Origin of the sequence: Shewanella sp. S1-58-MNA-CIBAN-0166 (assembly GCF_040310085.1) — a bacterium.
GTDB lineage: Bacteria > Pseudomonadota > Gammaproteobacteria > Enterobacterales > Shewanellaceae > Shewanella.
The window spans coordinates 51434-72762 of sequence record NZ_JBEOPN010000019.1; the positions used below are offsets into that span (position 1 = coordinate 51434).

A 21329-nucleotide genomic window follows, 5' to 3' on the forward strand; every position below is an offset into this window, starting at 1 on the left:
TTAAACGACATCACCTATTTAGGTGTAGTGATAAACATGCGCAGTGCTAGTTAGCCCCCATCTCTTAATAATAGCTGGGATAAATCGATGAGAATGGTTTTATTTCATGTTGGTAATATCAAACTTGGCTAATATTGCTTTGCTTATTTATGCTACTTGCCTATTTACGCTACTTGCCTATTTACGATCATAGGGCGCATTGACACATTGCTGTGTGTTGAGAGCAAGCCAATGCGGTGAAGTTAGCTGGTTATGATCTTATGTTGATGAGCTTCCCTATATAGAAAACACATCACTAAGGTAGACCTAAGCTAGACCATGCAACGCATTCTAGTTGCGTTGTACAATCAACAGACATAAAAAAAGGCAATCAAATGACTGCCTATCGATCGACTTAGCGATCAAGGGGACCGCGCTAGAAGTCCCAGGGAGATGATGAACAAAAGTGAATATCACTGTTACTAAATTGGAGTGCCTAATGGTTTAAAAGTTCAATATAAATGAATTATTTTATCAATATAAATGAATTATTTTATCAAAATAATGAGATTAATTTTATACTGATTATTTTTCAGTGGCTTAAGAGTTTACTTTTTCTAACGGTTTTCCATTGTTTGAGTACTTCTATTCGAAAATATCGTTAAATGAAAATGTGGCAGACTTTAGATGTTCACTTACCAGGAACTGACTAAGCCGTGAGCAAAAGCAGGGTGATTATCATGACATCAATCACCCAAAGCCATTCTCATTGATTATCAGCCTTCGATTACACGATAGAGGCTATGGCTATCTAAGCAGTTTTTCAATGACAGCGTTAAGGTCTTCTGGTTTTGTTGTTGGTGCATATCGTTCAATCACGTTTCCTTGTTTATCGACTAAAAACTTAGTGAAGTTCCATTTTATTGACTCACTACCTAAAAGGCCTTTGGCAGACTTTTTAAGATGTTGATATAACGGATGGCTGTTACTGCCATTGACTTCAATTTTACTGAATAATGGGAATGTCACGCCAAAGTTTAGTTCGCAAAATTGGCTGATCTCATCTTCATTGCCTTGTTCTTGCTTGCCGAATTGATTGCAAGGAAAGCCTAAAATAACTAAACCGCGATCTTTATACTGTTGATATAGTGCTTCAAGTGCTTTGTATTGTGGGGTGAAGCCACATTTACTTGCTGTATTAACAATAAGCAAAACGTGATCTTTAAAATTCTCCATAACAACATCATTGCCTTGAATGTCTTTTACGGAAATAGGGTAAATAGCTGCGGTCATGTGATGCTCCTTTATATGAAAGATAAACTATAATGTGAAAATGCTTAGCTGGCAATTAAGTTGTTGGCAACCTAATTTATCTGTTTGCTTATCAATACCAATTTCAATATAGTTGCGCATATTTTACTATCAAGAATTAAGGGCGGGCTGATGAGTGAATTAAAGAACGAACTTAGTTCTGAAGATGAAATCGACACCAGTTCACAACCACAGGCTGATGTCAGTCAAGTGGTTCATTTGTTAACTGAAGCAGAAGGCGATGAACAGGCCGAAATGTTCAGTGAAATCTTAACTGAAGCAGAACCAGGCACAATTGCTTTATTATTAGAATCGTTACCACTTGATGAACGTTATGAACGTTGGCAGCAAGTCGATGTTGAAGAGCGTGTAGACGTTCTAAACTTAATGCGCGCCGATCCTCGTTTAGGCATTGTTAAGAAAATGCCAGATGAGGAACTAGACTTACTCTTTTCTCAATTAAGTCCTGAAGACCTTATTGAATGGAGTGATTCATTACCTGACAACATTACCGATCGTGCATTAGCACAGATGGGTGAACGTCAACGTAAGCACTTCGAACTGTATGATCAATATTCTGAAAATGAAATCGGTCGTTATGCTGATCACCAGATGTTGGCATTAAGTCTTACCTCTACCGTCGCGCAAGGACAACGCTTTTTTCGCCGAATTGACTTAGATTGTAATGACCATCTATTTTTAGTAGATAAAAACGATAAATATTTAGGTACAGTGCGTCGTTATGACGTTTTCAGAACTGCGGATCTTGATACTCAATTGCAGGCGTTAAAATGGGATGACAGCCGAGTTATCTCTGCGGATTCATCTTTAATCGAAGCAGCCGAAGCCATTGAGCATAGTCGCGAACTTGAATTACCGGTTGTCGATGAAGATGGTATATTAATTGGGCGAATGACACTGCGAACTGCTACAGCATTAGTGCGTGAACATTACGAAGCACAATTAATGGCAACTGCTGGTATGGATGAACACGACGATTTATTCGCCCCGATAGTGGTGGGTGCAAAGCGTCGTGCCGTGTGGCTAGGGATAAACTTACTCACGGCATTTTTAGCATCTGCTACTATTGGATTATTCGAAAATGTATTGTCGCAAGTGGTCGCGTTAGCGGTATTGATGCCAATTGTGGCTTCAATGGGTGGCATTGCAGGTAGCCAGTCGTTAACGTTAATGATCCGCGGTATGGCAATGGGTCAGATTTCTGCTGGTAACGTGATGTCGTTGATGAAAAACGAACTCGGTATCGGTGCGCTAAATGGCATGTTGTGGTCGATTGTCATCGGTATTATTGCCGGATGGTGGTTTAACGATACGATAATGGGCGTCGTTATTGCCTGTGCTATTTTAGTTAATATGGCTGTTGCTGCGATTGCTGGTGTGATGGTGCCGATGATTTTACAGCGCTTTAATCAAGACGCAGCTTTATCTGGTTCAGTTATTCTGACCACAGTGACTGACGTTGTAGGCTTTTTTACTTTTTTGGGGTTAGCCACCATATTTTATCTGTAAAAGGTCAATTTCAGAGACATCGAAATACACTGATTCAATACTGCTAACGCTTTACTTAAATGGTCTTGAGTTTCTCAAGGCCATTTTTTTCAACAAAAAAGCAAGTTGCAGGCAACTTGCTTTTTAAACTTGATGAGAAAATTCTGTTAAATTATTTCCACTTAGCAGGCGCGAACTCCATTTCTGCATTATCGTCAAAGTAACGGCGCTTAGTATCTCGGCGACGCTGTTTTACTTTTTTCGATTTTGGTTTTCCCTTGATGTTATCGCCCCATGGCGCATCATCTTCATCAAATTCAAATGAGTGTGACATTTTCAACATTCCAGATAACTGTACCTCTGTTGGTACAGCCTCTTTTTACCTAAAGTTAATGACAAGCTAAAGCGAAATATTTCATCCTTGATGGTAAAAATTATTGCACGTAAAAATGACACTGATATGACAATTCATTTTTTACTTTAAATAATTAAACTTTACTAAGCACCAATTCATTAAGGCATTGAGCTAATTGTTGTTGCCAAGGTTTGGGCATGGAGATTGAGTGCGATAAGCGGGTGTCTAACACACTGAAAGTGGGCCTATTAACGATAGATGTATATTGTTCTGATGTTATAGGCTGCAAATAAATTGATTGAGGTAATAAGCCTAACGCTATTCCTTGTGTTTTGATCTCTTGAGCAAACTCATACCAAGTACACTTACCTGCATTACTCCAATGGTAAATAGCTGACCATTGTTTTTGTGAACACAGTTTCCACAGAAAAAGTGCAAAGTCGTCAACGGCAGTCTAATGAGCAATGAATATCTATTTAATTGTGCTCCGAAGAGTTATTAAAAAGCTTTCAGTACTTTGATTATAAGAGTCATACTTCATTGTTAGTTTATTCTGATTTGCTGACCTAGTCCTTCGATTTTATCGACTCTATATCGCTCTGCGTCTGGGCCTGTAATTCGCCTAAATTTTACATCTAACAAATATAAGTGATCGGAATAGACTTGATAAATATGTCCACGATCTAAAATGATAATGTTACCACTTTTATCCCACTTAAATGTTCCGCTGCCACGATAAGGATTGGGATCAGTGCCTAGACGAATAGTGTGGATGGTATATTGGTTCGGTTGGATTAGTTCAAGAGTGGTATCCATTCCATCGCAACTCGGGCATGGGAATACACCATGATACACACCTTGCCATTGCAAAGTGTTTTGACTACTTGAAGTTGTATCTATAGTCGAGGTGTCTTGCTGGCCGCAGCCGACGATTGTTAATATAATCACTAACCATAAATTTTTCATCTAAAATCCTTTTAGATACAAAATTGTTACGAATGTGACGCTCGGCAGTTCTGGTTTTATGTGTCTCAAGTGAATGATCAACAATTTAAAATAATATTCACTTTTATAAACGTGACTATGTAAAACATGTCTATTTGACTCAAGCTAAACCAGTATGACGAGGATGACTTTAATATAGATAACCAAAGCGCACTCGCGCTTTTATCATCAATTAATCCCGATGTTAATTCTCGATGTTAATTCTTGATGTTAATTGTTGATGTTAATATATAGGTATATCATAGATTTTGAGTATTAACGGTTAAACTTTAGTCTGTATATCGAAAAATTGTTTTATTTCATCAATTCTATCCATTGCATCTTGATAACCTAAATCAATCAAGGTGGTGGTATAGCTTTTTTCGAATAATAAATACGACACAATACTCGAGTCAGACTGTCTGTTAATACCAAATAATTTCAATAAAGTTCTGATTGCAAAAGGCATATCATCATAGAACCGTTCTGCAATTCGGCTTAAATCTTGACTAGGTTTTATCACTAAAGTATCAATATGACGCAAGTTCAAGGTTTCACGGTCTTGTGGGGATATCATTGATAAGGTGCTGTTGACCCGTTGCAGTCGCTCTAAGTCGCTGTTCAATGTGTCCGAGAAAATGGTATCTAATAAATGTCCGGCGATTGTTGCTGTTTTAGGGTGATATTCAAACTCGATGGGAAAGTGTTTGTGTGGACTGTCTAAATTAATCACAAATATTTTACTAGCACCTAGGTGGATAGGGCTTGATAGTGGCGATAATTGATGGACGGACCCATCACCATAATAGGCTTGATTAAGTTTAATTGATGGGAATACCATTGGAATTGCTGAGCTTGCAAGTAAGTGCTCAGTATTTAATAAACTGCGAATACCAACTCGTCTAGCACGTTGCCAATCATCAATGTGTTCGTTACCTTGATAGAAAGTATATGAACGTGAATTGTTGTAGCATGATGAGTCGATGCTGATAGCTTTGAGTGCATCATTACCAATATTACGATCAATTCTTTTAAAATCGATAAGGTTATTCAGCAACTCTCGTAATGGTTGATTATCCAGTAGGCTGCCAGCATCAGTATTGACTTTGTCATCTTGTAGACCTTTAATTGCCATTCGTCCCAAATGTCTCAACACTTGAGGGATCGAAGTGCGATAGACTTTATGGGTTTCAAAATGACGCCACACCCAGTCCAGTTTTTTTATGGCCAAATGGAAACAAGATGCGTGGGTCGCTATCGATATTGCATTAATGGCACCTGCAGATGTACCACAAATAATATCAAATGGAACATTATGGTTGCGTGGGTAAAACTGCACTAACGCTTTTAATACGCCAATTTGATAAGCCGCCCTGGCTCCACCACCTCCAAGTACTAATGCTGTTGATACTGGCAATATCGGTCCTTTAATCGGTTAAGTTTGTTTGATTCTAGTATGAATTCTTTTTGTGTTCTACACCAGTTACCAATAAGTCGACTATGCTATTTATTGTCTATCCTTTATCTTCATTATATCTATTATCGAGGTTAATACTTTGAGATGAAAAGTTGAACATGATTACGAGCACTCATTTGCAACACCATATTGAGATTGATAATAAGATCTAAAGTAAACTTTTACTCGTATGGTTATTTAGTCTTCATGATAAAACTAATGTAAATAGTTCATCATAGATTGTTGATGTTTATGTTGATGTTGATTTTGTTAACGAATACCCAATTGATTATACCAATTTAAGGATGGCATGTGGCTCTGTTTAAGACAACATCAGAAGTATCGGTTGATAACGATGCAGCACATAAAGCAAAGCAACTTTCTCCCTGGAAAATTGCCATCATTGATGATGAACCAGGCATACATGATGTGACTAAATTTGCATTAAGTCATTTTGAGTTGGAAGGTAGGAAACTCGCTTTTTATTCAAGTTTTAGCGCTGAAGATGGATTCATTTTACTACGCGATGAGCCTGATATCGCGCTCGCATTTATCGATGTTGTGATGGAAAACGATCACGCGGGGCTGGATTTAGTTGAACGTATTCGAGGTGAGTTAAATAATCACAGTACAAGGATTATTCTTCGCACTGGTCAGCCGGGCAGCGCTCCTGAGGAAAGGGTGATCAGAGAGTTTGATATTAATGACTACAAAGCAAAAACAGAATTAACCGCTACCAAACTTAAATCGTGTGTTTATGCTTCCTTGCGCTCGTATCGAGATATTAAAACAATTGAACTAAGTCAACGTGGGATGGAGAAAGTCATCCAAGCTTCTTCTTCAGTGCTACTAAGCAATACACTGCATAATTTTGGCAGTGCTGTTCTTGAACAAACATTGCAATTACTTAATTTGAATAGCTCAGCGCTTTATTTAACCAGTTTTCGTGAAGATCTCTACCAAGATACTCATATGAACCTATTAGCCGCGACTGGGGATATGGTGAGTTACCGTGAAATAGAAAATGTCGAATCACTACCGGGTGAAGTGAAAGAGTATATTATTGAAGCCATTAGTTTAGAGAAGTCGATAGTTCACGATAATATTTATGTAGGCTTTTATAAGTTTGGCCACGATGTTACCAGTATTTTATACCTCCAACACGACACCGCATTAACGCCTTTGCAGGTCAGGATCCTTGAATTATTTGCTGCCAATGTTAGTTTGACCTTTGAAAACCTTTCAAGCAAAGAAAATGTCCAACAAACGCAACGTGAACTGATCCTAATTATTGGTGATGCGATTGAACAGCGCAGTAAAGAAACCGGTGCTCATGTTAGGCGCGTGGCAGTGATGAGTGAAATGCTGGCTAACCATATTGGTATGAGCGATGATTTTGTTGAAACCATGCGCTATGCAGCCCCTTTACATGATGTGGGTAAAATTGGTATCCCTGAAAGTATTTTACATAAACCCGGTAAGTTGACCGATAGTGAGTGGGAAATCATGAAAACCCATGCAGAAAAGGGCTACACCTTACTTGCGGCATCAAATCGTATCATAGCCAAAATGGGCGCTCGTATTGCCTATACACATCATGAACGATGGGACGGTAATGGTTATCCTCGTGGGTTAGTTGCTGATGCAATACCGATTGAAGGTCGCATTATGGCTATCGTGGATGTAATTGATGCACTGTTGTCAAAACGCAGTTATAAAGACGCCTGGTCCGCTGAAAAAGTAAGAGATTATTTAATTGAGCAGTCAGGTAAGCAATTTGATCCTTTGATGTGTGATGCCAGTTTAACCTTGCTTGATAAGTTTGTAGAGATCCAGCAACAAATGCCAGATGAACCTGCGCAAAGCACACATTAAGTTATTTATTATGAATCAGAATTTAGATCAAGTATTACTGGCTGTCAGCCGGTCTGAATTAATTGATACTGGAGACTTAGATTCGGCTTCAAAATTGATTGTCGATTCAGTTTGTCGCGGACTCGATATCGACAGGGCAGGTATATGGTTGTTAACAGAAGATAATCAATCAATCGGTTGTTTTTTATTAGTTGATAATCAAACTAAACAAAATAATATCACGCTAACTCGCTTAGCGTTTCCGGGATATTTTCGCGCTCTCGATACAGAAAGAACGATTGCTGCCAGTGATGCTATGACAGATCCTGCTACCTGTGAGTTTAAAGACATTTATTTGCGCCCCAATGCAATCACAGCCATGTTAGACAGCCCAATAAGGCATGCTGGTAAAATGATCGGCATTATCTGTTGTGAGCATAAGGGAGGCGTTAGGCATTGGAGCCGTGATGAGCAATCATTTGTGAGCTCTTTGGCTGATTTGTATGGTAGAGCTGTTAACGCTAAAAAGGTCAAGGCTTACCAAAATGAACTTGAATTGAATAATTTAGCCTTAGAAGCAGAAGTTGAAAAGCGAACCGCAGAGTTAAAAAATGCGATTAATAACCTACAAGTAACGCAAACCAGTTTAATAGAGAGCGAAAAGCTTGCCGCCTTAGGTAATCTTGTTGCTGGTGTTGCACATGAAGTTAATACTCCATTAGGTATTTCAGTGACATCAACAAGCCACTGCATCGATGAGTTAACTAAACTCAAAACTTTGTTCGCTGCGGGTGAATTAGAACAACAAGACTTTGAAGAGTTTATCCATACACTTACTGACGGATTACATTTAATTGAACGCAATTTATCGCGTGCCGCTGAGTTAGTTCATAACTTTAAACGCACCGCCGCTGACCAGCTTATTTTAGAAAAAGAGCAGGTTAATTTAACTGAATATTTGGAACAAATATCTTCCCCTCTTAGGCCATTAACCCGTAAGCAAGGTATCGAACTTGATATTCAATTAGAACCCGACTTGGTTGTTGAATCTTATCCTGGTGCTATTGCACAAATCTTTACTAATCTGGTGTCCAATTGCTTTCGGCATGCATTTCCTGCCGATTATGTAGGACAAAAGCGAATTATATTAGGCGCTAATTATTGTGGTGATGAAATAAAGATGTTTTACAAAGATAATGGCAAAGGTTTGAGCCCTGAAGTAAAGCGGAGAATATTTGAACCTTTTTTTACTACCGCACGCAATATTGGTGGCACAGGGTTAGGCATGTCTATTGTGTATAATCTAGTGACGCAAAAATTAGGCGGTAGGCTTGAGATTATTTCAGAGTTGAATCAAGGCCTTGAAATCGATATTTATATCAAAAATATTACATAAAAGTGTTTTGCAGCGATAAAAAAACGCACCCTAAAGTGCGTTTTTAACAGGTTATATTGTTAATAACTAGCCTTTAGCTGCATTTGTTAAAAACGCCACAATCTCATCGAATGGAATATCTTGTTTCTCACCCGTGCGACGGTTTTTATATTCAAATACACCTGCATCAATATTACGATCGCCAATCACGACAACATGCGGTAAGCCAATGAGCTCCATGTCGGCAAACATAACCCCAGGACGCTCTTTACGATCATCCATCAATACTTCAACACCAGCATCAGCCAGGTCTTGGTAAAGTTTTTCGGCAATGTCAGCTACACGATGTGACTTATGCATATTCATTGGCAAAATACCTACAGTAAACGGTGCAATCGCTTCAGGCCAGGTAATGCCACGGTCATCGTTGTTTTGCTCAATAGCAGCAGCCACAATACGACTCACGCCTACGCCGTAACAACCCATCAATAACACTTGGGCTTTACCGTTTTCGTCTAACACGGTGGCATTCATTGATTTAGAATAACTTGTTCCCAACTGGAAGATATGGCCGACTTCAATACCTCGAGCCATTGCATACGTACCTAAGCCATCAGGCGTTGGTTCACCTTCGACCACATTACGGATATCCGCTGCAGTCGCTAGAGGCAAATCGCGCTCCCAGTTAATACCAAAATAATGCTTAGCTTCAGTGTTGGCACCCGCGGCAAAATCGCTCATCACAGTCACACTATGATCAACAATAATTGGCATCGTTAAGCCAACAGGTCCTATAGAACCAGGACCTGCACCCACTGCTGCACGAATTTCTGCTTCTGAAGCAAATTCAAATGGAGATGCGACTAATTCAAGTTTGTCGGCTTTAATTTCGTTAAGTTCGTGATCGCCACGGATAACTAAGGCAACTAATGGCGCTTCGTCAGTAGCACCTTTTACTATTAAGGTTTTAACCGTTTTAGTGATGACTAAATTAAATTGCTCAACTAACTCAGCAATCGTTTTGGCGTTAGGCGTATCCACTAACGTCATTACTTCAGTCGGCGTGGCAAGAGTGTCGGTTGGCATTGGTGATTCGGCTTTTTCAATGTTAGCGGCATAATCGCTACCCGTTGAATAAGCGATTAAGTCTTCACCACTGTTAGCCAGCACATGGAATTCATGCGACATGCTACCACCGATAGAACCTGTATCAGCCAGTACTGGACGGAATGATAAGCCCATACGAGTCAGAATATTGCTGTATGCGGTATGCATAGCGTGGTAAGTGTTATCCATGGTTTCTTGATCTAAATGGAAAGAATAGGCATCTTTCATCAAGAATTCACGCGCGCGCATCACACCAAAGCGGGGACGAACTTCATCACGGAACTTAGTTTGTACTTGGTAAAGTGTTAACGGCAGTTGCTTGTAAGAACTTAATTCTTTACGGACTAAATCGGTGATCACTTCTTCATGGGTTGGCCCCAATACGAAGTCACGATTATTACGGTCTTGGAAACGTAATAACTCAGGACCAAACTTGTCCCAACGGCCCGTTTCAACCCATAAATCAGCAGGCTGAACTAACGGCATTAATATTTCGATAGCGCCTGTTTTATTCATTTCTTCACGAACAATGGCTTCAACTTTACGTAAAACACGTAAACCTGATGGAAGCCAAGTGTAGAGACCTGAAGCATTACGACGGATCATACCGGCACGTAACATTAACTGATGACTAATCACCTCTGCATTAGCAGGGGTTTCTTTTTGTGTTGAAAGCAGGTACTTGCTAACTCGCATTCCCAATGTCCAAAATAGTTGCTATGAATTAGCATCATTTTAGCACCTGCAACAATGATGTCACCTGCTAATTCGACTCAAAAGTAGCCTTTGTTATACTTTAACCGCAAGTGACCGTTATTAAACTTCACATCGGGATAATAAATGCATATTAAATAGCTTTCTATCCCTCTATCCAGTGTTGAATTGACTTGTTATAAGAACACAATAGTCGCGTCAATGTGCTTAGATAGCAACAACAATGGCAAGTTTGATATCGATGAGTTGCCACTAATTTGTCTTTATTGAATAACCCTATCTATTCAACGTATCTGAGGTTATTTATCGCGTCTGTCGCCAATAACTCGAGCAGGATTTCCAGCAACAATGGCAAAATCGGGTACATCTTTTGTAACAATGCAGCCCATGCCAATCACCGCACAATCCCCAATGGTGACACCGTCAACAATGCCTGCCTGAGCGCCAATCCATACATCTTGGCCTATCACTACACCTTTTGATGTCGCGGGTTGTTTATAAATGGGTGCGCTGGGTGACATACCATGGTTAAAAGCATAAACCGTGACGTTGTTAGCAATACGTGTTTGGCTGCCAATTTTGATACCGTTACGGCCCCCATCTAAGCTGCAGCCATGGTTAATGGCCACTTCATTGCCTAGGGTAATTGGGCCATGCATAAACACATCAGCGGCAATCATACATTGATCGCCAATGATAATGTCCCTACCAGGTTCGGCAAAAAGCTGAGCTTGTGGGGCAATAAAACATTGTTCACCTACATGAATGGTTTCAAGCTGACATAGCCGTTGTTGAATGTCATCTTGCCAAGGTTTTGCCCATGTTAAATGTTTTGGTTTAAGTGAAAAATACAGCCATGGCATCCATGATAAGCGTTTTTTATGTTGAGCTTGGTAATCTATGTCTGCCATTGATTTAATCCTTCAGCAGTTCAACTTTTGTCGGTTTGAGTTCTAACACTTCAATACCTTGAGCTGTGATATGCCAAAAGATATCTAAGTCGTATAAAGCCACTTGATAAAGTTTGGGATCATTTTTGGCTTTTTTGTATGCAGGACGAGGATCTTGTGACAATACCCCTTCAATAAGCGCGGCTAAATCTTGGTACTGCTCTTGTTGGCTGTAGTGATCTATTTGCTCTGTCGCTAACGATGTATAAGTCAGTGGGATGAGGATTGGGGCTTCTTGGGCTATGCCGCCTTTGGCGTCTAAAATAGCATCAGAAAAAGGAATATAAGGTTTAATATCGACAATTGGCGTGCCGTCTAATAAATCCATTCCAGATATTACTAAGCACACTTTTCCTTTACGTTGGATAACTCCATGGAGTTTTACCACTGATTGGCCAATACCATTTGGACGAAATGTGGAGCGTGTAGCAAAAACGCCCAGTTTTTCATTGCCGCCTAAACGAGGAGGGCGAACGGTGGTTTTCCAACCTTGAGCCAGATTTTCATGGAAACAGAATAATAACCATAAGTGTGAATATTGCTCTATTCCTCTTACTGCATCAATATGATTAAACGCGGGTTCAAACTCTATATAACCTACCGCATTGACTAAACCTGGCTGACGAGGAATACCAAACTTTTGTTTGTAAGGTGTTCTGCATATTGCAACAGCATTTAATTGGCTGCTAAACGGAACGCTAGATTTATGATTCATTAGATCTGTTTGACTGTGTCGATCGTTGCTTTGTGTCATGCGATACCTGAATTAAGCAAACAAAGGGAGTTATAAATCAAATATAAAAAATGTTGATGAGTGTTATATGAGCACTCATCATTTATGGGCAGCCAATATAATATATTGAGTTGTTATTTTTCTGTAGGAGTTTGAATGGCTTGACCGACACAAAGTGCACGGCTAAAACAACTATTATCCGCTTCAGTAATCATAAAACAGCTTTTAACTACAAAACCATTTGCGCCCATATCTGCAGCAGATCTTCTGGCATTGCTTCGTGCTACGGCCATTTGCGGTGGTGCATCTTGTTTGCTTTCTTGGCAGGCTTCGCCTTCCACTAAACCTAAAGTTTCAAATGTTCCTTTAGGTTGATCGTTTCCTTCATATAACTGTACATCACCGACTTTAAAATAATCATTGATCGCTTTACTGTCTAAATTACTTTTGAACGTATAATCACTCGCACAAGCGCTCAATAATAGTGCTATACCTGAGGCAATAAATGCATATTTAAGAGGAAAAGTCATAGCCGTAGCCTTCTATTAATGGGGAATGGATCAATGACGGTTAGTTTACCTTTTCTCATGGCGATGATAAAGCGCTCAAATGCTATAAAAAAAAGAGCTTACCGAAGTAAGCTCTTTTTTATTTTAAATGCTAACCGTGTGGTTAACCCTTAATCAGAATAATTATTCCATACCAGGAATTAAGAATTCGCTCATATTTTTGCCGCTATCAACTTGTTGTTTGAATACGGTAGGCATACGACCTTGGCCAGTCCATTGAATTAATTCACCATCAACAGTGATTTGATATTTTGGTGGGCGCGGTGCACGTTTAGGTTTAGCTGTTTTAACAGAAGAGGTCACATCACCTAAATCTTCAATTGATAAACCACTGTTTTCAATTTGAGCAAGAATTTCAGCAATACGAGCGTTACGCTCTGCATTAGCTTCAAGTTCTAATTTTTCTTCTTCTTGACGTTCGGTAATGATTTTTTCTAATTTGGCCGCTGTTTCACGTAAATCATCAAGAGACAATTCTTTTACTGCAGCTTTAAAACGACGGCCGTGGGTTAATATGTCTAAAAAGTCACTCATGTTGTATAGTTTCCTAATGATTTATTTATAAAATAAAAGTTATAAGAGATAAAAAGTATCAACGTTCCGTGTAAGTTTCAGTACTTCATATTGTTTATTTGGGTCGTTATTATTAATATAAGTCAGATTAATTCTCTGATTATTACTAATACAGCTTAATCAATACTGAATATAGCTGTAATAATAGAAACTATTTGGCATTGAATCAAATAAAATCATCTAATTATGCAATTAATTTTAATTAAGCATTCCCATTAAGTAATTAATGATCCACTACTTGTTTAGTTTGATTGCCACCACAATAACAAAAAATATGTAAACAGTCGTTTGACTTTGATTGACGTTAACGTTAACAGGACGTAAAGTTAACCCATCTTGCATTGGCGAACGCCAGTGTGTTGTCCATATACATTGAAGGTGTAGGAAGGAAAACCTATGAAAGTATTGGTGCCTGTTAAACGCGTAGTTGATGCCAATGTGAAAGTCAGGGTAAAAGCTGATAACACAAATGTTGATACGACCAACCTTAAAATGGCGTTAAACCCATTTTGCGAAATAGCGGTAGAAGAAGCTGTTCGCCTCAAAGAAGCTGGCATTGCCACTGAAGTTGTAGTGGTAAGTGTTGGCCCTAAAGCGGTGCAAGAACAATTAAGAACCGCAATGGCACTGGGTGCCGACCGAGCGATTCATATTGAGACCGATGAAGAGTTAGTGCCTCTTTCGATTGCTAAGCTGTTAAAGGCAGTGCAAGAAAAAGAGCAAGCACAACTCGTTATTTTTGGTAAGCAGTCAATTGACGGCGACAATAACCAAACGGGTCAAATGCTCGCAGCATTAACTGATATGCCACAAGCGACATTTGCATCAGAAGTCAAAATTGATGGTGACATGATTACGGTTACTCGTGAAATCGATGGCGGACTACAAACGCTGAAAATGCCTTTGCCTGCGATTGTGACGGTAGACTTACGTTTGAACGAACCTCGTTATGCTTCATTACCTAATATTATGAAAGCTAAACGCAAACCATTAGAGATTATGGCTGTGGCTGATCTTGGTGTGAGCTTAAGAGCACATCAAACAGTACTTAGCGTCACACCTCCTGTTGAGCGTAAAGCGGGCATCATGGTGTCTTCTGTTGAAGAGTTAGTTGATAAGTTAAAAAATGAAGCGAAGGTGATCTAATATGACCATTTTAGTATTAGCAGAACACGATAATGTCAGCCTGAAAACTGACACGGCGAAAGTAGTTAGCGCTGCAACAGCCATTGGTGGTGATATTCATGTACTGGTTGCTGGTGCTGATTGTTCTGCCGCAGTAAGTGCAGCACAAAGTTTAGCGGGCGTGAGTAAAGTGTTAGTGGCTGATGCTGCTCAATATGGCGCTCAACTAGCTGAAAATGTATCAAAATTGGTTGTTGATATTGCCGGAGACTATGAACATATTCTGGCTGCAGCAACCAGTATAGGTAAAGATACATTGCCTCGCGTAGCAGCATTATTAGACGTTGCCCAGATTTCTGAAGTGATTGAAGTTGTAAGCAGTGACACTTTTGTACGCCCTATTTATGCGGGTAATGCGCTTGCAACAGTGCAAAGCTTAGATGCTAAGAAAGTCATGACTGTGCGCTCAAGTGCGTTTGATGTTGTAGCATCAACAGGCAGTGCTGAAGTCATCAACTTAAGCCAAGCAATTGATTCAAAAACTGAGTTTGTTTCTCAGTCACTCACTGAATCAGCCCGTCCTGAACTCGGTAATGCTGGCATTATTGTGTCTGGCGGCCGTGGTATGGGCAGCGGTGAAAACTTTGCCATTTTAGAACAACTAGCCGATAAGTTAGGCGCAGCAGTAGGTGCATCACGTGCAGCTGTAGACGCGGGCTTTGTACCTAACGACTTGCAAGTTGGCCAAACGGGTAAGATTGTCGCCCCTAACTTGTACATTGCAGTGGGTATTTCTGGCGCGATTCAACATCTTGCTGGCATGAAAGACTCAAAAGTAATTGTGGCCATTAACAAAGACCCTGAAGCCCCTATTTTTCAAGTGGCGGATTATGGTTTGGTTGCCGACTTATTTGAAGCGGTACCGGCATTGAACAACCTCGTTTAATCAGATGTTAAGTCGCTAAACGGAGGAGTTGATTAAGCTCGTGTTGTTCAGCCGACTTTGACGCGCTATTAAACGTTCTGTTGTACGATTAAAAGGTTTCTACTCATAAGGTAGAAACCTTTTTTATTGGGCTACTCTTGGATTTCTCTTGGATTTAGTACTGGTTTAGGTGTTGATTTTTAAAAATTCAGTTCAAATATCCAGGGTTTGATGCGGTTGCTGTTTTTGTGCCCATTACACTAGTGTGCATTTGATTTAAAAACGTTAAACTAATGCTATGCAATTGTGGTTTAAATTGATGTTGTTGTTATTTTTCGTGCTGTTTAGTGCTTTTTACTGGCGCAGAATATGTAATTTATGATTGTATGTTCGCGTTGTGTGTAATGAGCTTTAACTACAAACAACAAAAGTAGAGGTGCGTTGCATAAAAGTCATGTTGAATTGGGTGATGCCAATAATTCGACATAAAAGGGTGCAATGCCGAAATAAATGGGGTTATCAGCCGCATTTGTTGGGGCAGTTCTCGAAAGGGACTGCACTGTCATAGTGTTTTTATCGACTTGATAAAAAGAATGATATTCATATTAAATGGATATTACTGTGGAGTGCTACTAGTTAAGTTAACGCATACACTTCCTGTGTATGTTTAGCCTTATTTCTAGTTTTTCTCCATTCGTATCCAACGAAGAAATAATTAAATTATGATAATAAGTTATGCCGATTCGGCACTTTCTGTTTTGCCACCACTTGTGGCTATTACTCTGGCTATTTTAACTCGTAAAGTATTGCTATCTTTAGGGGTTGGCATTGTTTTCGGCGCCTTATTACTAACCGATTTCTCATTGGTTGGCAGTGGCGAATATATTTTAAATACAGCCAGCCAGTTAGTTTGGAAAGACGCCGGACTGAACCGTTGGAATGTGTACATTTTAGGCTTTTTGATTGTGTTGGGTATGATCACAGCATTGATCACTGTCAGTGGCTCTGCTCGTGCTTTTGCTGATTGGGCTAAATTGCGTATTCGCAATAAACGTGATGCCAAGTTAATGACCATGTTTTTAGGCTGCGTAGTGTTTATTGATGATTACTTTAATAGTTTAGTCGTCGGCTCGATTTCACGTCCAATCACAGATCGCTACCATATTTCGCGTGCCAAATTAGCTTATATTCTTGATTCCACCGCTGCGCCGGTGTGTGTTATTTCTCCCGTATCTAGCTGGGGTGCATACATTATCGCCTTAATTGGCGGTATTTTAACGGCTCATGGATTTACCGATTCTGGTCATTTGAGCGTCTTTATTCAAATGATCCCAATGAACTTTTATGCCATTTTTTCGTTATTATTATTACTGTGTGTTGCAACGTTTAGCTTAGATGTTGGCCCAATGCGCCAGCATGAATTAAACGCACTGCGGGGTAACTTGTTTGATGAGTCAAAAGGCCAACCCCCTGGCGCTGTTACAGATTTACCTGAAGCCGATACCGGTAAAGTGATGGGCTTATTTTTACCTATCGCGGTATTGGTGTTTGCGACAGTGTATTTTATGGTGTCAAGTGGCGCCGATGTGTTAGCAGCAAAAGACTTACCGTTTAACGTACTCGGGGCATTTGAGAATACCGATGTTAGCTCGTCACTATTTTTTGGCTCTGTAGTTGGTCTTATTGCGACGCTCATTCTTGCGATTCAGCAAAAAGTTGACTTGTCTATGTTACTCAAAGGCATGTCGGTTGGCGCGCGCTCGATGTTGCCAGCCATTTACATATTACTTTTTGCATGGACAATTTCGAGTGTGATTGGACAGCTTGAAACCGGTAAGTACATGGCAAGTTTAGCCACTGACAATATTCCGTTTGCGATGTTACCTGCAGTGTTATTCCTATTAGCGGGTATTACCGCATTTGCGACAGGAACAAGTTGGGGCACGTTTGGGATTATGTTGCCTATTGCAGCAGATATGGCTATGGGAAGTGATAGTACTATGATGTTGCCAATGTTGGCCGCAGTATTGTCTGGTGCGGTATTTGGCGATCATTGTTCGCCCATTTCTGACACCACTATATTGTCGTCAACCGGTGCCAGTTGTCATCATATTGATCACGTGGTTACTCAACTGCCGTATGCCTTAATTGCCGCTTTCATCAGTTTAGTCGGTTACACCGTATTAGGTTTTACTGGCTCATTAATCGCAGGGTTAGTTTGCTGTAGCGTGTTGTTTGTCATCAGCATTGTGATATTACACTTTTGGGCTAAGAAGTAATTTCTTGAACTAAGCCCTACTGTATGTAGGTAAATGTCCAATTTAAGCTGTAATAAAAATGCCGTATTCGTTATGAATACGGCATTTTTATTTGTTATTACGATGTTGGAAAAGGTAATATGAACGACATTCACTAGCTAAACATTAGGACGCTTCATTTTGGCGCAACTGTACTTTTATTATTCGGCGATGAATGCCGGTAAATCAACATCATTACTGCAGTCATCTTATAATTATCGTGAGCGCGGTATGCACACTTTAGTGATGACGGCATCGATAGACAATCGTTATGGTGTCGGCAAAGTGTCATCACGTATCGGCATCGAAACCGAAGCGCAGGTGTTCGGTAGCACTGATAATTTAATTGAGTTAATTTCGACGTCGAATGATGAGCAAAAAATTCATTGCGTATTGATTGATGAAAGTCAGTTTTTAAGTAAAGAACAAGTTAGACAGATTACTCATGTTGTTGATAATCTTGATATTCCAGTATTGTGCTATGGTCTTCGCAATGATTTTCAAGGCGAACTATTTCCAGGCAGCCAATATTTATTAGCCTGGGCTGACAAATTGGTTGAGCTTAAAACTATCTGCCATTGTGGCCGTAAAGCTAACATGGTCGTGCGTCTTGATCATGACGGTAAACCGATGCGTGAAGGCGAGCAGGTTGCCATTGGCGGTAATGAAAGTTACGAGTCGGTTTGTCGAAAGCATTTTCGTGAGTTTTTGTGGGATTAAGTCAAACCCAACTTAACTGAATAAAAAAGCCGCTTCAAGTTAATTGATGCGGCTTTTTTGTGTGTCACTATTTATTAAAAATCGGCTTCTGCGAAATCGACAATATCTGCACTACTCGATTCAATTTGTTTGCGTAAGCTGCGGGTTTGGCTGCCCCAATAGCTCATAAAGAATTGTGCGGTTTTAAGTTTAGCTTGGTAAAAACCCGTCTCTTCAGTACCCGCTTCTAATGCGGCTAATGACGTTGCTGCAACGCGAGTCCACATCCATGCTAGTGCGGTAATTCCAAACAACTGCATATAGGCCATTGACGCTGCACCAATAAGATCAGGATTCTTACTGGCTGACTGCACAATAAAACCGGTGGCTTTTTCAAGATCGCCAGCGGCATCCATTAAGCCTGCAAGATAAGGTTTCATTGCGTCATTAGCCGCGTTTTGCTGAATTAATTCCTTCACCATACCTGACCACAAAGTTAATGCTGCACCTTTGTCAGCAAGTAATTTACGGCCGACTAAATCGAGTGCTTGTACCCCATTTGTGCCTTCGTAAATCATTGCAATACGGATATCACGCACAAACTGCTCCATACCCCATTCGTTAATATAACCATGGCCGCCATAGACTTGCTGGGCATCGACACAAGCTTTAAAGCCTTGGTCGGTGACAAAGCCTTTAACAATCGGTGTAAATAACGCAGCAAGTGCATTAGCTTGTTTGGCTTTTTCTGGATCGGTATGACGTTCTACTTGGTCAAGCCACAGTGCTTGTTGACCCATTAGCGCACGTGTACCTTCGTTGAACGACTTTTGTGATAACAACATACGACGCACGTCGCCATGGACTAATAATGAGTCTGCAGCTTGCTCTGGCTGCTTAACACCACTTAATGCACGGCCTTGAATACGCTCTTTGGCATAAACGAGAGCATTTTGATAAGCAATATCTGATACGCCTAAACCTTGAATACCAACACCTAAACGTGCTTGGTTCATCATGGTAAACATGGCTTTTAGACCTTGATGTGCTGCACCAACAAGCTCACCTATTGCGCCGTCAAAATGCATCACACATGTTGAGTTACCATGAATGCCCATTTTATGCTCAAGACCTGTTGCGCTAAGCTTGTTAGCTTCGCCTAAGCTACCATCGGCATTCACTAAAAACTTAGGTACAGCAAATAATGAAATACCTTTAACACCGTCCGGTGCATCTGGTAAACGCGCTAATACTAAATGAATGATGTTGTCGGCTAAGTCGTGATCGCCAGACGAAATGAAAATTTTCTCACCGCTAATAGCAAACAGTTCATCACCAGCAGGAACCGCTTTAGTGCGCAGTAAGGCTAAATCTGTACCCGCATGAGACTCTGTTAAGTTCATGGTGCCGGTCCATTCACCACTGACCAGTTTGGCTAAATATTTTTGCTTTAGAGCATCGCTGCCGTGAACGTGAATCGCTGAATAAGCGCCATGGGTTAAGCCTGGATACATGGCAAACGCCATATTAGTGGCTGTTTTCATTTCGGTTGCAAATGTACCGATAACTTCGGGTAAACCTTGGCCACCAAATTCAGGATCGCAAGTTAATGTTGCCCAACCATCTTGTACGTATTGTTTATAAGCTTGCTTGAACCCTGTAGGGGTAATGACCTTACCATCAACCAGTTTACAACCTTCTAAGTCTCCACTGGCATTGAGTGGCAACATGATGTCAGTGCTGAAATCGGCAACACCTTGTAAAATCGCATCAGTTAGCTCAGCATCTAACTCATCAAAACCACGTAAATCAGTTTGTTGATAGACATTAAGCAGTTCAGATAGAATGAATTGATAATCGCGAAGAGGAGCTTGGTAAATTGGCATAAGATCATTCCTTGGTTATGTTGTATTTTAGTTGGGTCTCGGCAACAAAATGTAGTTAGTTACTGGTCCAATCAGATAGTTGATTTATCTAACCATACCCAATTTCGAGTAAAAACTCAGTATTATTTTTACGTAAACGTAAACTTAATTTTATACGTTTAATGTACCGATTTATTTACTCTGAAATATGCGTATTGTTAGCCTCTTTATTAATACCGTAATCACCTATAGAAAGTTCAGTACTGATGAACCATTTTTTTTGCTCTGCAAACGAATACAGAATCGTTTTTGTCCGGTCTATGAGTTATCTACAAAAATTATCTATCCAAAATTATCTATCAAAATTATCTATCAAAAGAATACGCCATCAAAAAGGGGCTAGTGATGAAATTAGTTTGGTTTGGAATAAGTATATTGGCATTGTTCTTTTTGTCTTTCATGCCGTTACACATAGCTGATGCGGCGTCGAAGATGGAAGAATCCGTTGCTCCTAACTTTGAGTTAACTCATGCTGATGGTCAGCCATTTAATCTACATGACTACGCGGGAAAACCAGTCATTTTGCATTTTTGGGCTACATGGTGTCCATATTGTAAAAAACTTCAACCCGGCTTAGAAAAGCTGCGACTTAAATATCAACATACAGACTTACAAATGATTGGTATTAGTTTTAAAGAAGATGTCGGCGCAACTCCCGGACAAAGCTTGCTAGATCGAGGTGTAAAGATGAAAACGTTGGTTTTAGGGGATGAGGTTGCTAAGTTGTATGGCGTAAGAGGCACACCGACAACAGTATTTATTGACCGCACTGGTCATATTGCGTGGGTGACAAATACATCTAATCCTGACGATCCTAATTTAGAGAAAGCGCTGCAGTTTTTAGTAGACTGATCATTATGTTACTCAGTACTGATATTTCAGTCGAAAT

At 40.0% G+C, this 21329-nt stretch carries 18 protein-coding genes, 1 pseudogene and 1 riboswitch; of the genes and pseudogenes, 8 read left to right on the plus strand and 11 right to left on the minus strand.

The features are described from left to right. Positions 1-786: 786 nt before the first annotated feature. Positions 787-1272 carry a glutathione peroxidase gene (locus AAEY99_RS12730; RefSeq protein ID WP_182744738.1) on the minus strand — a complete coding sequence of 162 codons (486 nt, stop codon included), beginning with the start codon at positions 1270-1272 and terminating at the stop codon, positions 787-789. 150 nt (positions 1273-1422) lie between these two features. On the opposite strand from AAEY99_RS12730, the gene AAEY99_RS12735 reads away from it, so the two are divergent. Continuing rightward, positions 1423-2820 carry a magnesium transporter gene (locus AAEY99_RS12735; protein WP_101086525.1) on the plus strand — a complete coding sequence of 466 codons (1398 nt, stop codon included), beginning with the start codon at positions 1423-1425 and terminating at the stop codon, positions 2818-2820. A 151-nt stretch (positions 2821-2971) separates the two neighbouring features. On the opposite strand, the gene AAEY99_RS12740 is transcribed toward AAEY99_RS12735, so the two are convergent. The 4 genes and pseudogenes from AAEY99_RS12740 to AAEY99_RS12755 form a co-directional block, all read right to left on the minus strand. Further along, positions 2972-3133 (minus strand): hypothetical protein, encoded by a 162-nt coding sequence (locus tag AAEY99_RS12740; RefSeq protein WP_041413129.1) that lies wholly within the window; start codon positions 3131-3133, stop codon positions 2972-2974. A 154-nt stretch (positions 3134-3287) separates the two neighbouring features. After that, positions 3288-3596, minus strand: a pseudogene (locus AAEY99_RS12745) (sugar nucleotide-binding protein); the annotation flags it as partial. 101 nt (positions 3597-3697) lie between these two features. Further along, the gene (locus AAEY99_RS12750) at positions 3698-4120 is read right to left on the minus strand and encodes a copper resistance protein NlpE (protein ID WP_335692444.1); all 423 of its coding nucleotides are present in this window, start codon (positions 4118-4120) and stop codon (positions 3698-3700) included. 301 nt (positions 4121-4421) lie between these two features. After that, entirely contained in the window at positions 4422-5555 is a 1134-nt protein-coding gene (locus AAEY99_RS12755; protein WP_101086528.1) for a patatin-like phospholipase family protein, read from the minus strand. 351 nt (positions 5556-5906) lie between these two features. Here AAEY99_RS12755 and AAEY99_RS12760 point away from each other — a divergent pair, with 351 nt between their 5' ends. Together AAEY99_RS12760 and AAEY99_RS12765 are read left to right on the plus strand one after the other, a co-directional pair. Next, positions 5907-7469, plus strand: a complete 1563-nt coding sequence (locus AAEY99_RS12760; protein WP_351010706.1) for a DUF3369 domain-containing protein — start codon at positions 5907-5909, stop codon at positions 7467-7469. A gap of 10 nt (positions 7470-7479) precedes the next feature. After that, positions 7480-8844 carry a sensor histidine kinase gene (locus AAEY99_RS12765; protein ID WP_351010708.1) on the plus strand — a complete coding sequence of 455 codons (1365 nt, stop codon included), beginning with the start codon at positions 7480-7482 and terminating at the stop codon, positions 8842-8844. Positions 8845-8910: 66 nt separating this feature from the next. Here AAEY99_RS12765 and AAEY99_RS12770 read toward each other — a convergent pair whose 3' ends face one another. The 5 genes from AAEY99_RS12770 to AAEY99_RS12790 form a co-directional block, all read right to left on the minus strand. Then, positions 8911-10626, minus strand: coding sequence for a proline--tRNA ligase (locus AAEY99_RS12770; protein ID WP_101086531.1), 1716 nt, complete (start codon positions 10624-10626; stop codon positions 8911-8913). Positions 10627-10943: 317 nt separating this feature from the next. Beyond that, a complete protein-coding gene (locus tag AAEY99_RS12775; protein WP_101086532.1) occupies positions 10944-11555 on the minus strand; it encodes an acyltransferase in 612 nt (203 codons plus the stop codon). 4 nt (positions 11556-11559) lie between these two features. Then, on the minus strand, positions 11560-12309 hold the full coding sequence (tsaA, locus tag AAEY99_RS12780) for a tRNA (N6-threonylcarbamoyladenosine(37)-N6)-methyltransferase TrmO (protein ID WP_101087197.1): 750 nt from the start codon (positions 12307-12309) through the stop codon (positions 11560-11562). 152 nt (positions 12310-12461) lie between these two features. Then, a complete protein-coding gene (rcsF, locus tag AAEY99_RS12785) occupies positions 12462-12857 on the minus strand; it encodes an Rcs stress response system protein RcsF (protein ID WP_351010710.1) in 396 nt (131 codons plus the stop codon). Positions 12858-13019: 162 nt separating this feature from the next. Beyond that, entirely contained in the window at positions 13020-13430 is a 411-nt protein-coding gene (locus AAEY99_RS12790) for an H-NS histone family protein (protein WP_101086534.1), read from the minus strand. Between the two features lie 435 nt (positions 13431-13865). Here AAEY99_RS12790 and AAEY99_RS12795 point away from each other — a divergent pair, with 435 nt between their 5' ends. The 4 genes from AAEY99_RS12795 to AAEY99_RS12810 all read left to right on the plus strand — a co-directional run bounded on the left by AAEY99_RS12795 (position 13866) and on the right by AAEY99_RS12810 (position 18536). After that, entirely contained in the window at positions 13866-14615 is a 750-nt protein-coding gene (locus AAEY99_RS12795; protein ID WP_059744357.1) for an electron transfer flavoprotein subunit beta/FixA family protein, read from the plus strand. A 1-nt stretch (position 14616) separates the two neighbouring features. Then, entirely contained in the window at positions 14617-15540 is a 924-nt protein-coding gene (locus tag AAEY99_RS12800; protein WP_101086535.1) for an electron transfer flavoprotein subunit alpha/FixB family protein, read from the plus strand. 402 nt (positions 15541-15942) lie between these two features. Beyond that, positions 15943-16159, plus strand: a riboswitch (Lysine riboswitch). Positions 16160-16238: 79 nt separating this feature from the next. Beyond that, the gene (locus AAEY99_RS12805; protein WP_101086536.1) at positions 16239-17798 is read left to right on the plus strand and encodes a Na+/H+ antiporter NhaC family protein; all 1560 of its coding nucleotides are present in this window, start codon (positions 16239-16241) and stop codon (positions 17796-17798) included. 159 nt (positions 17799-17957) lie between these two features. Beyond that, positions 17958-18536, plus strand: a complete 579-nt coding sequence (locus AAEY99_RS12810) for a thymidine kinase (RefSeq protein ID WP_101086537.1) — start codon at positions 17958-17960, stop codon at positions 18534-18536. A 74-nt stretch (positions 18537-18610) separates the two neighbouring features. Here AAEY99_RS12810 and AAEY99_RS12815 read toward each other — a convergent pair whose 3' ends face one another. Next, entirely contained in the window at positions 18611-20401 is a 1791-nt protein-coding gene (locus AAEY99_RS12815; protein ID WP_101086538.1) for an acyl-CoA dehydrogenase C-terminal domain-containing protein, read from the minus strand. A 384-nt stretch (positions 20402-20785) separates the two neighbouring features. Between AAEY99_RS12815 and AAEY99_RS12820 the strand changes: the two genes are divergently transcribed. Beyond that, positions 20786-21292, plus strand: coding sequence for a TlpA family protein disulfide reductase (locus AAEY99_RS12820; RefSeq protein ID WP_242445126.1), 507 nt, complete (start codon positions 20786-20788; stop codon positions 21290-21292). The last annotated feature ends 37 nt before the right edge of the window (positions 21293-21329 follow it).

What these genes read in the sequence shown, in the direction of transcription:
- AAEY99_RS12730 (WP_182744738.1), bottom strand. Translation starts at nt 1,272, where the DNA reads ATGACCGCAGCTATTTACCCTATTTCCGTAAAAGACATTCAAGGCAAT.
- AAEY99_RS12735 (WP_101086525.1), top strand. Translation starts at nt 1,423, where the DNA reads ATGAGTGAATTAAAGAACGAACTTAGTTCTGAAGATGAAATCGACACC.
- AAEY99_RS12740 (WP_041413129.1), bottom strand. Translation starts at nt 3,133, where the DNA reads ATGTCACACTCATTTGAATTTGATGAAGATGATGCGCCATGGGGCGAT.
- AAEY99_RS12750 (WP_335692444.1), bottom strand. Translation starts at nt 4,120, where the DNA reads ATGAAAAATTTATGGTTAGTGATTATATTAACAATCGTCGGCTGCGGC.
- AAEY99_RS12765 (WP_351010708.1), top strand. Translation starts at nt 7,480, where the DNA reads ATGAATCAGAATTTAGATCAAGTATTACTGGCTGTCAGCCGGTCTGAA.
- AAEY99_RS12770 (WP_101086531.1), bottom strand. Translation starts at nt 10,626, where the DNA reads ATGCGAGTTAGCAAGTACCTGCTTTCAACACAAAAAGAAACCCCTGCT.
- AAEY99_RS12775 (WP_101086532.1), bottom strand. Translation starts at nt 11,555, where the DNA reads ATGGCAGACATAGATTACCAAGCTCAACATAAAAAACGCTTATCATGG.
- tsaA (WP_101087197.1), bottom strand. Translation starts at nt 12,309, where the DNA reads ATGAATCATAAATCTAGCGTTCCGTTTAGCAGCCAATTAAATGCTGTT.
- rcsF (WP_351010710.1), bottom strand. Translation starts at nt 12,857, where the DNA reads ATGACTTTTCCTCTTAAATATGCATTTATTGCCTCAGGTATAGCACTA.
- AAEY99_RS12790 (WP_101086534.1), bottom strand. Translation starts at nt 13,430, where the DNA reads ATGAGTGACTTTTTAGACATATTAACCCACGGCCGTCGTTTTAAAGCT.
- AAEY99_RS12795 (WP_059744357.1), top strand. Translation starts at nt 13,866, where the DNA reads ATGAAAGTATTGGTGCCTGTTAAACGCGTAGTTGATGCCAATGTGAAA.
- AAEY99_RS12800 (WP_101086535.1), top strand. Translation starts at nt 14,617, where the DNA reads ATGACCATTTTAGTATTAGCAGAACACGATAATGTCAGCCTGAAAACT.
- AAEY99_RS12815 (WP_101086538.1), bottom strand. Translation starts at nt 20,401, where the DNA reads ATGCCAATTTACCAAGCTCCTCTTCGCGATTATCAATTCATTCTATCT.
- AAEY99_RS12820 (WP_242445126.1), top strand. Translation starts at nt 20,786, where the DNA reads ATGAAATTAGTTTGGTTTGGAATAAGTATATTGGCATTGTTCTTTTTG.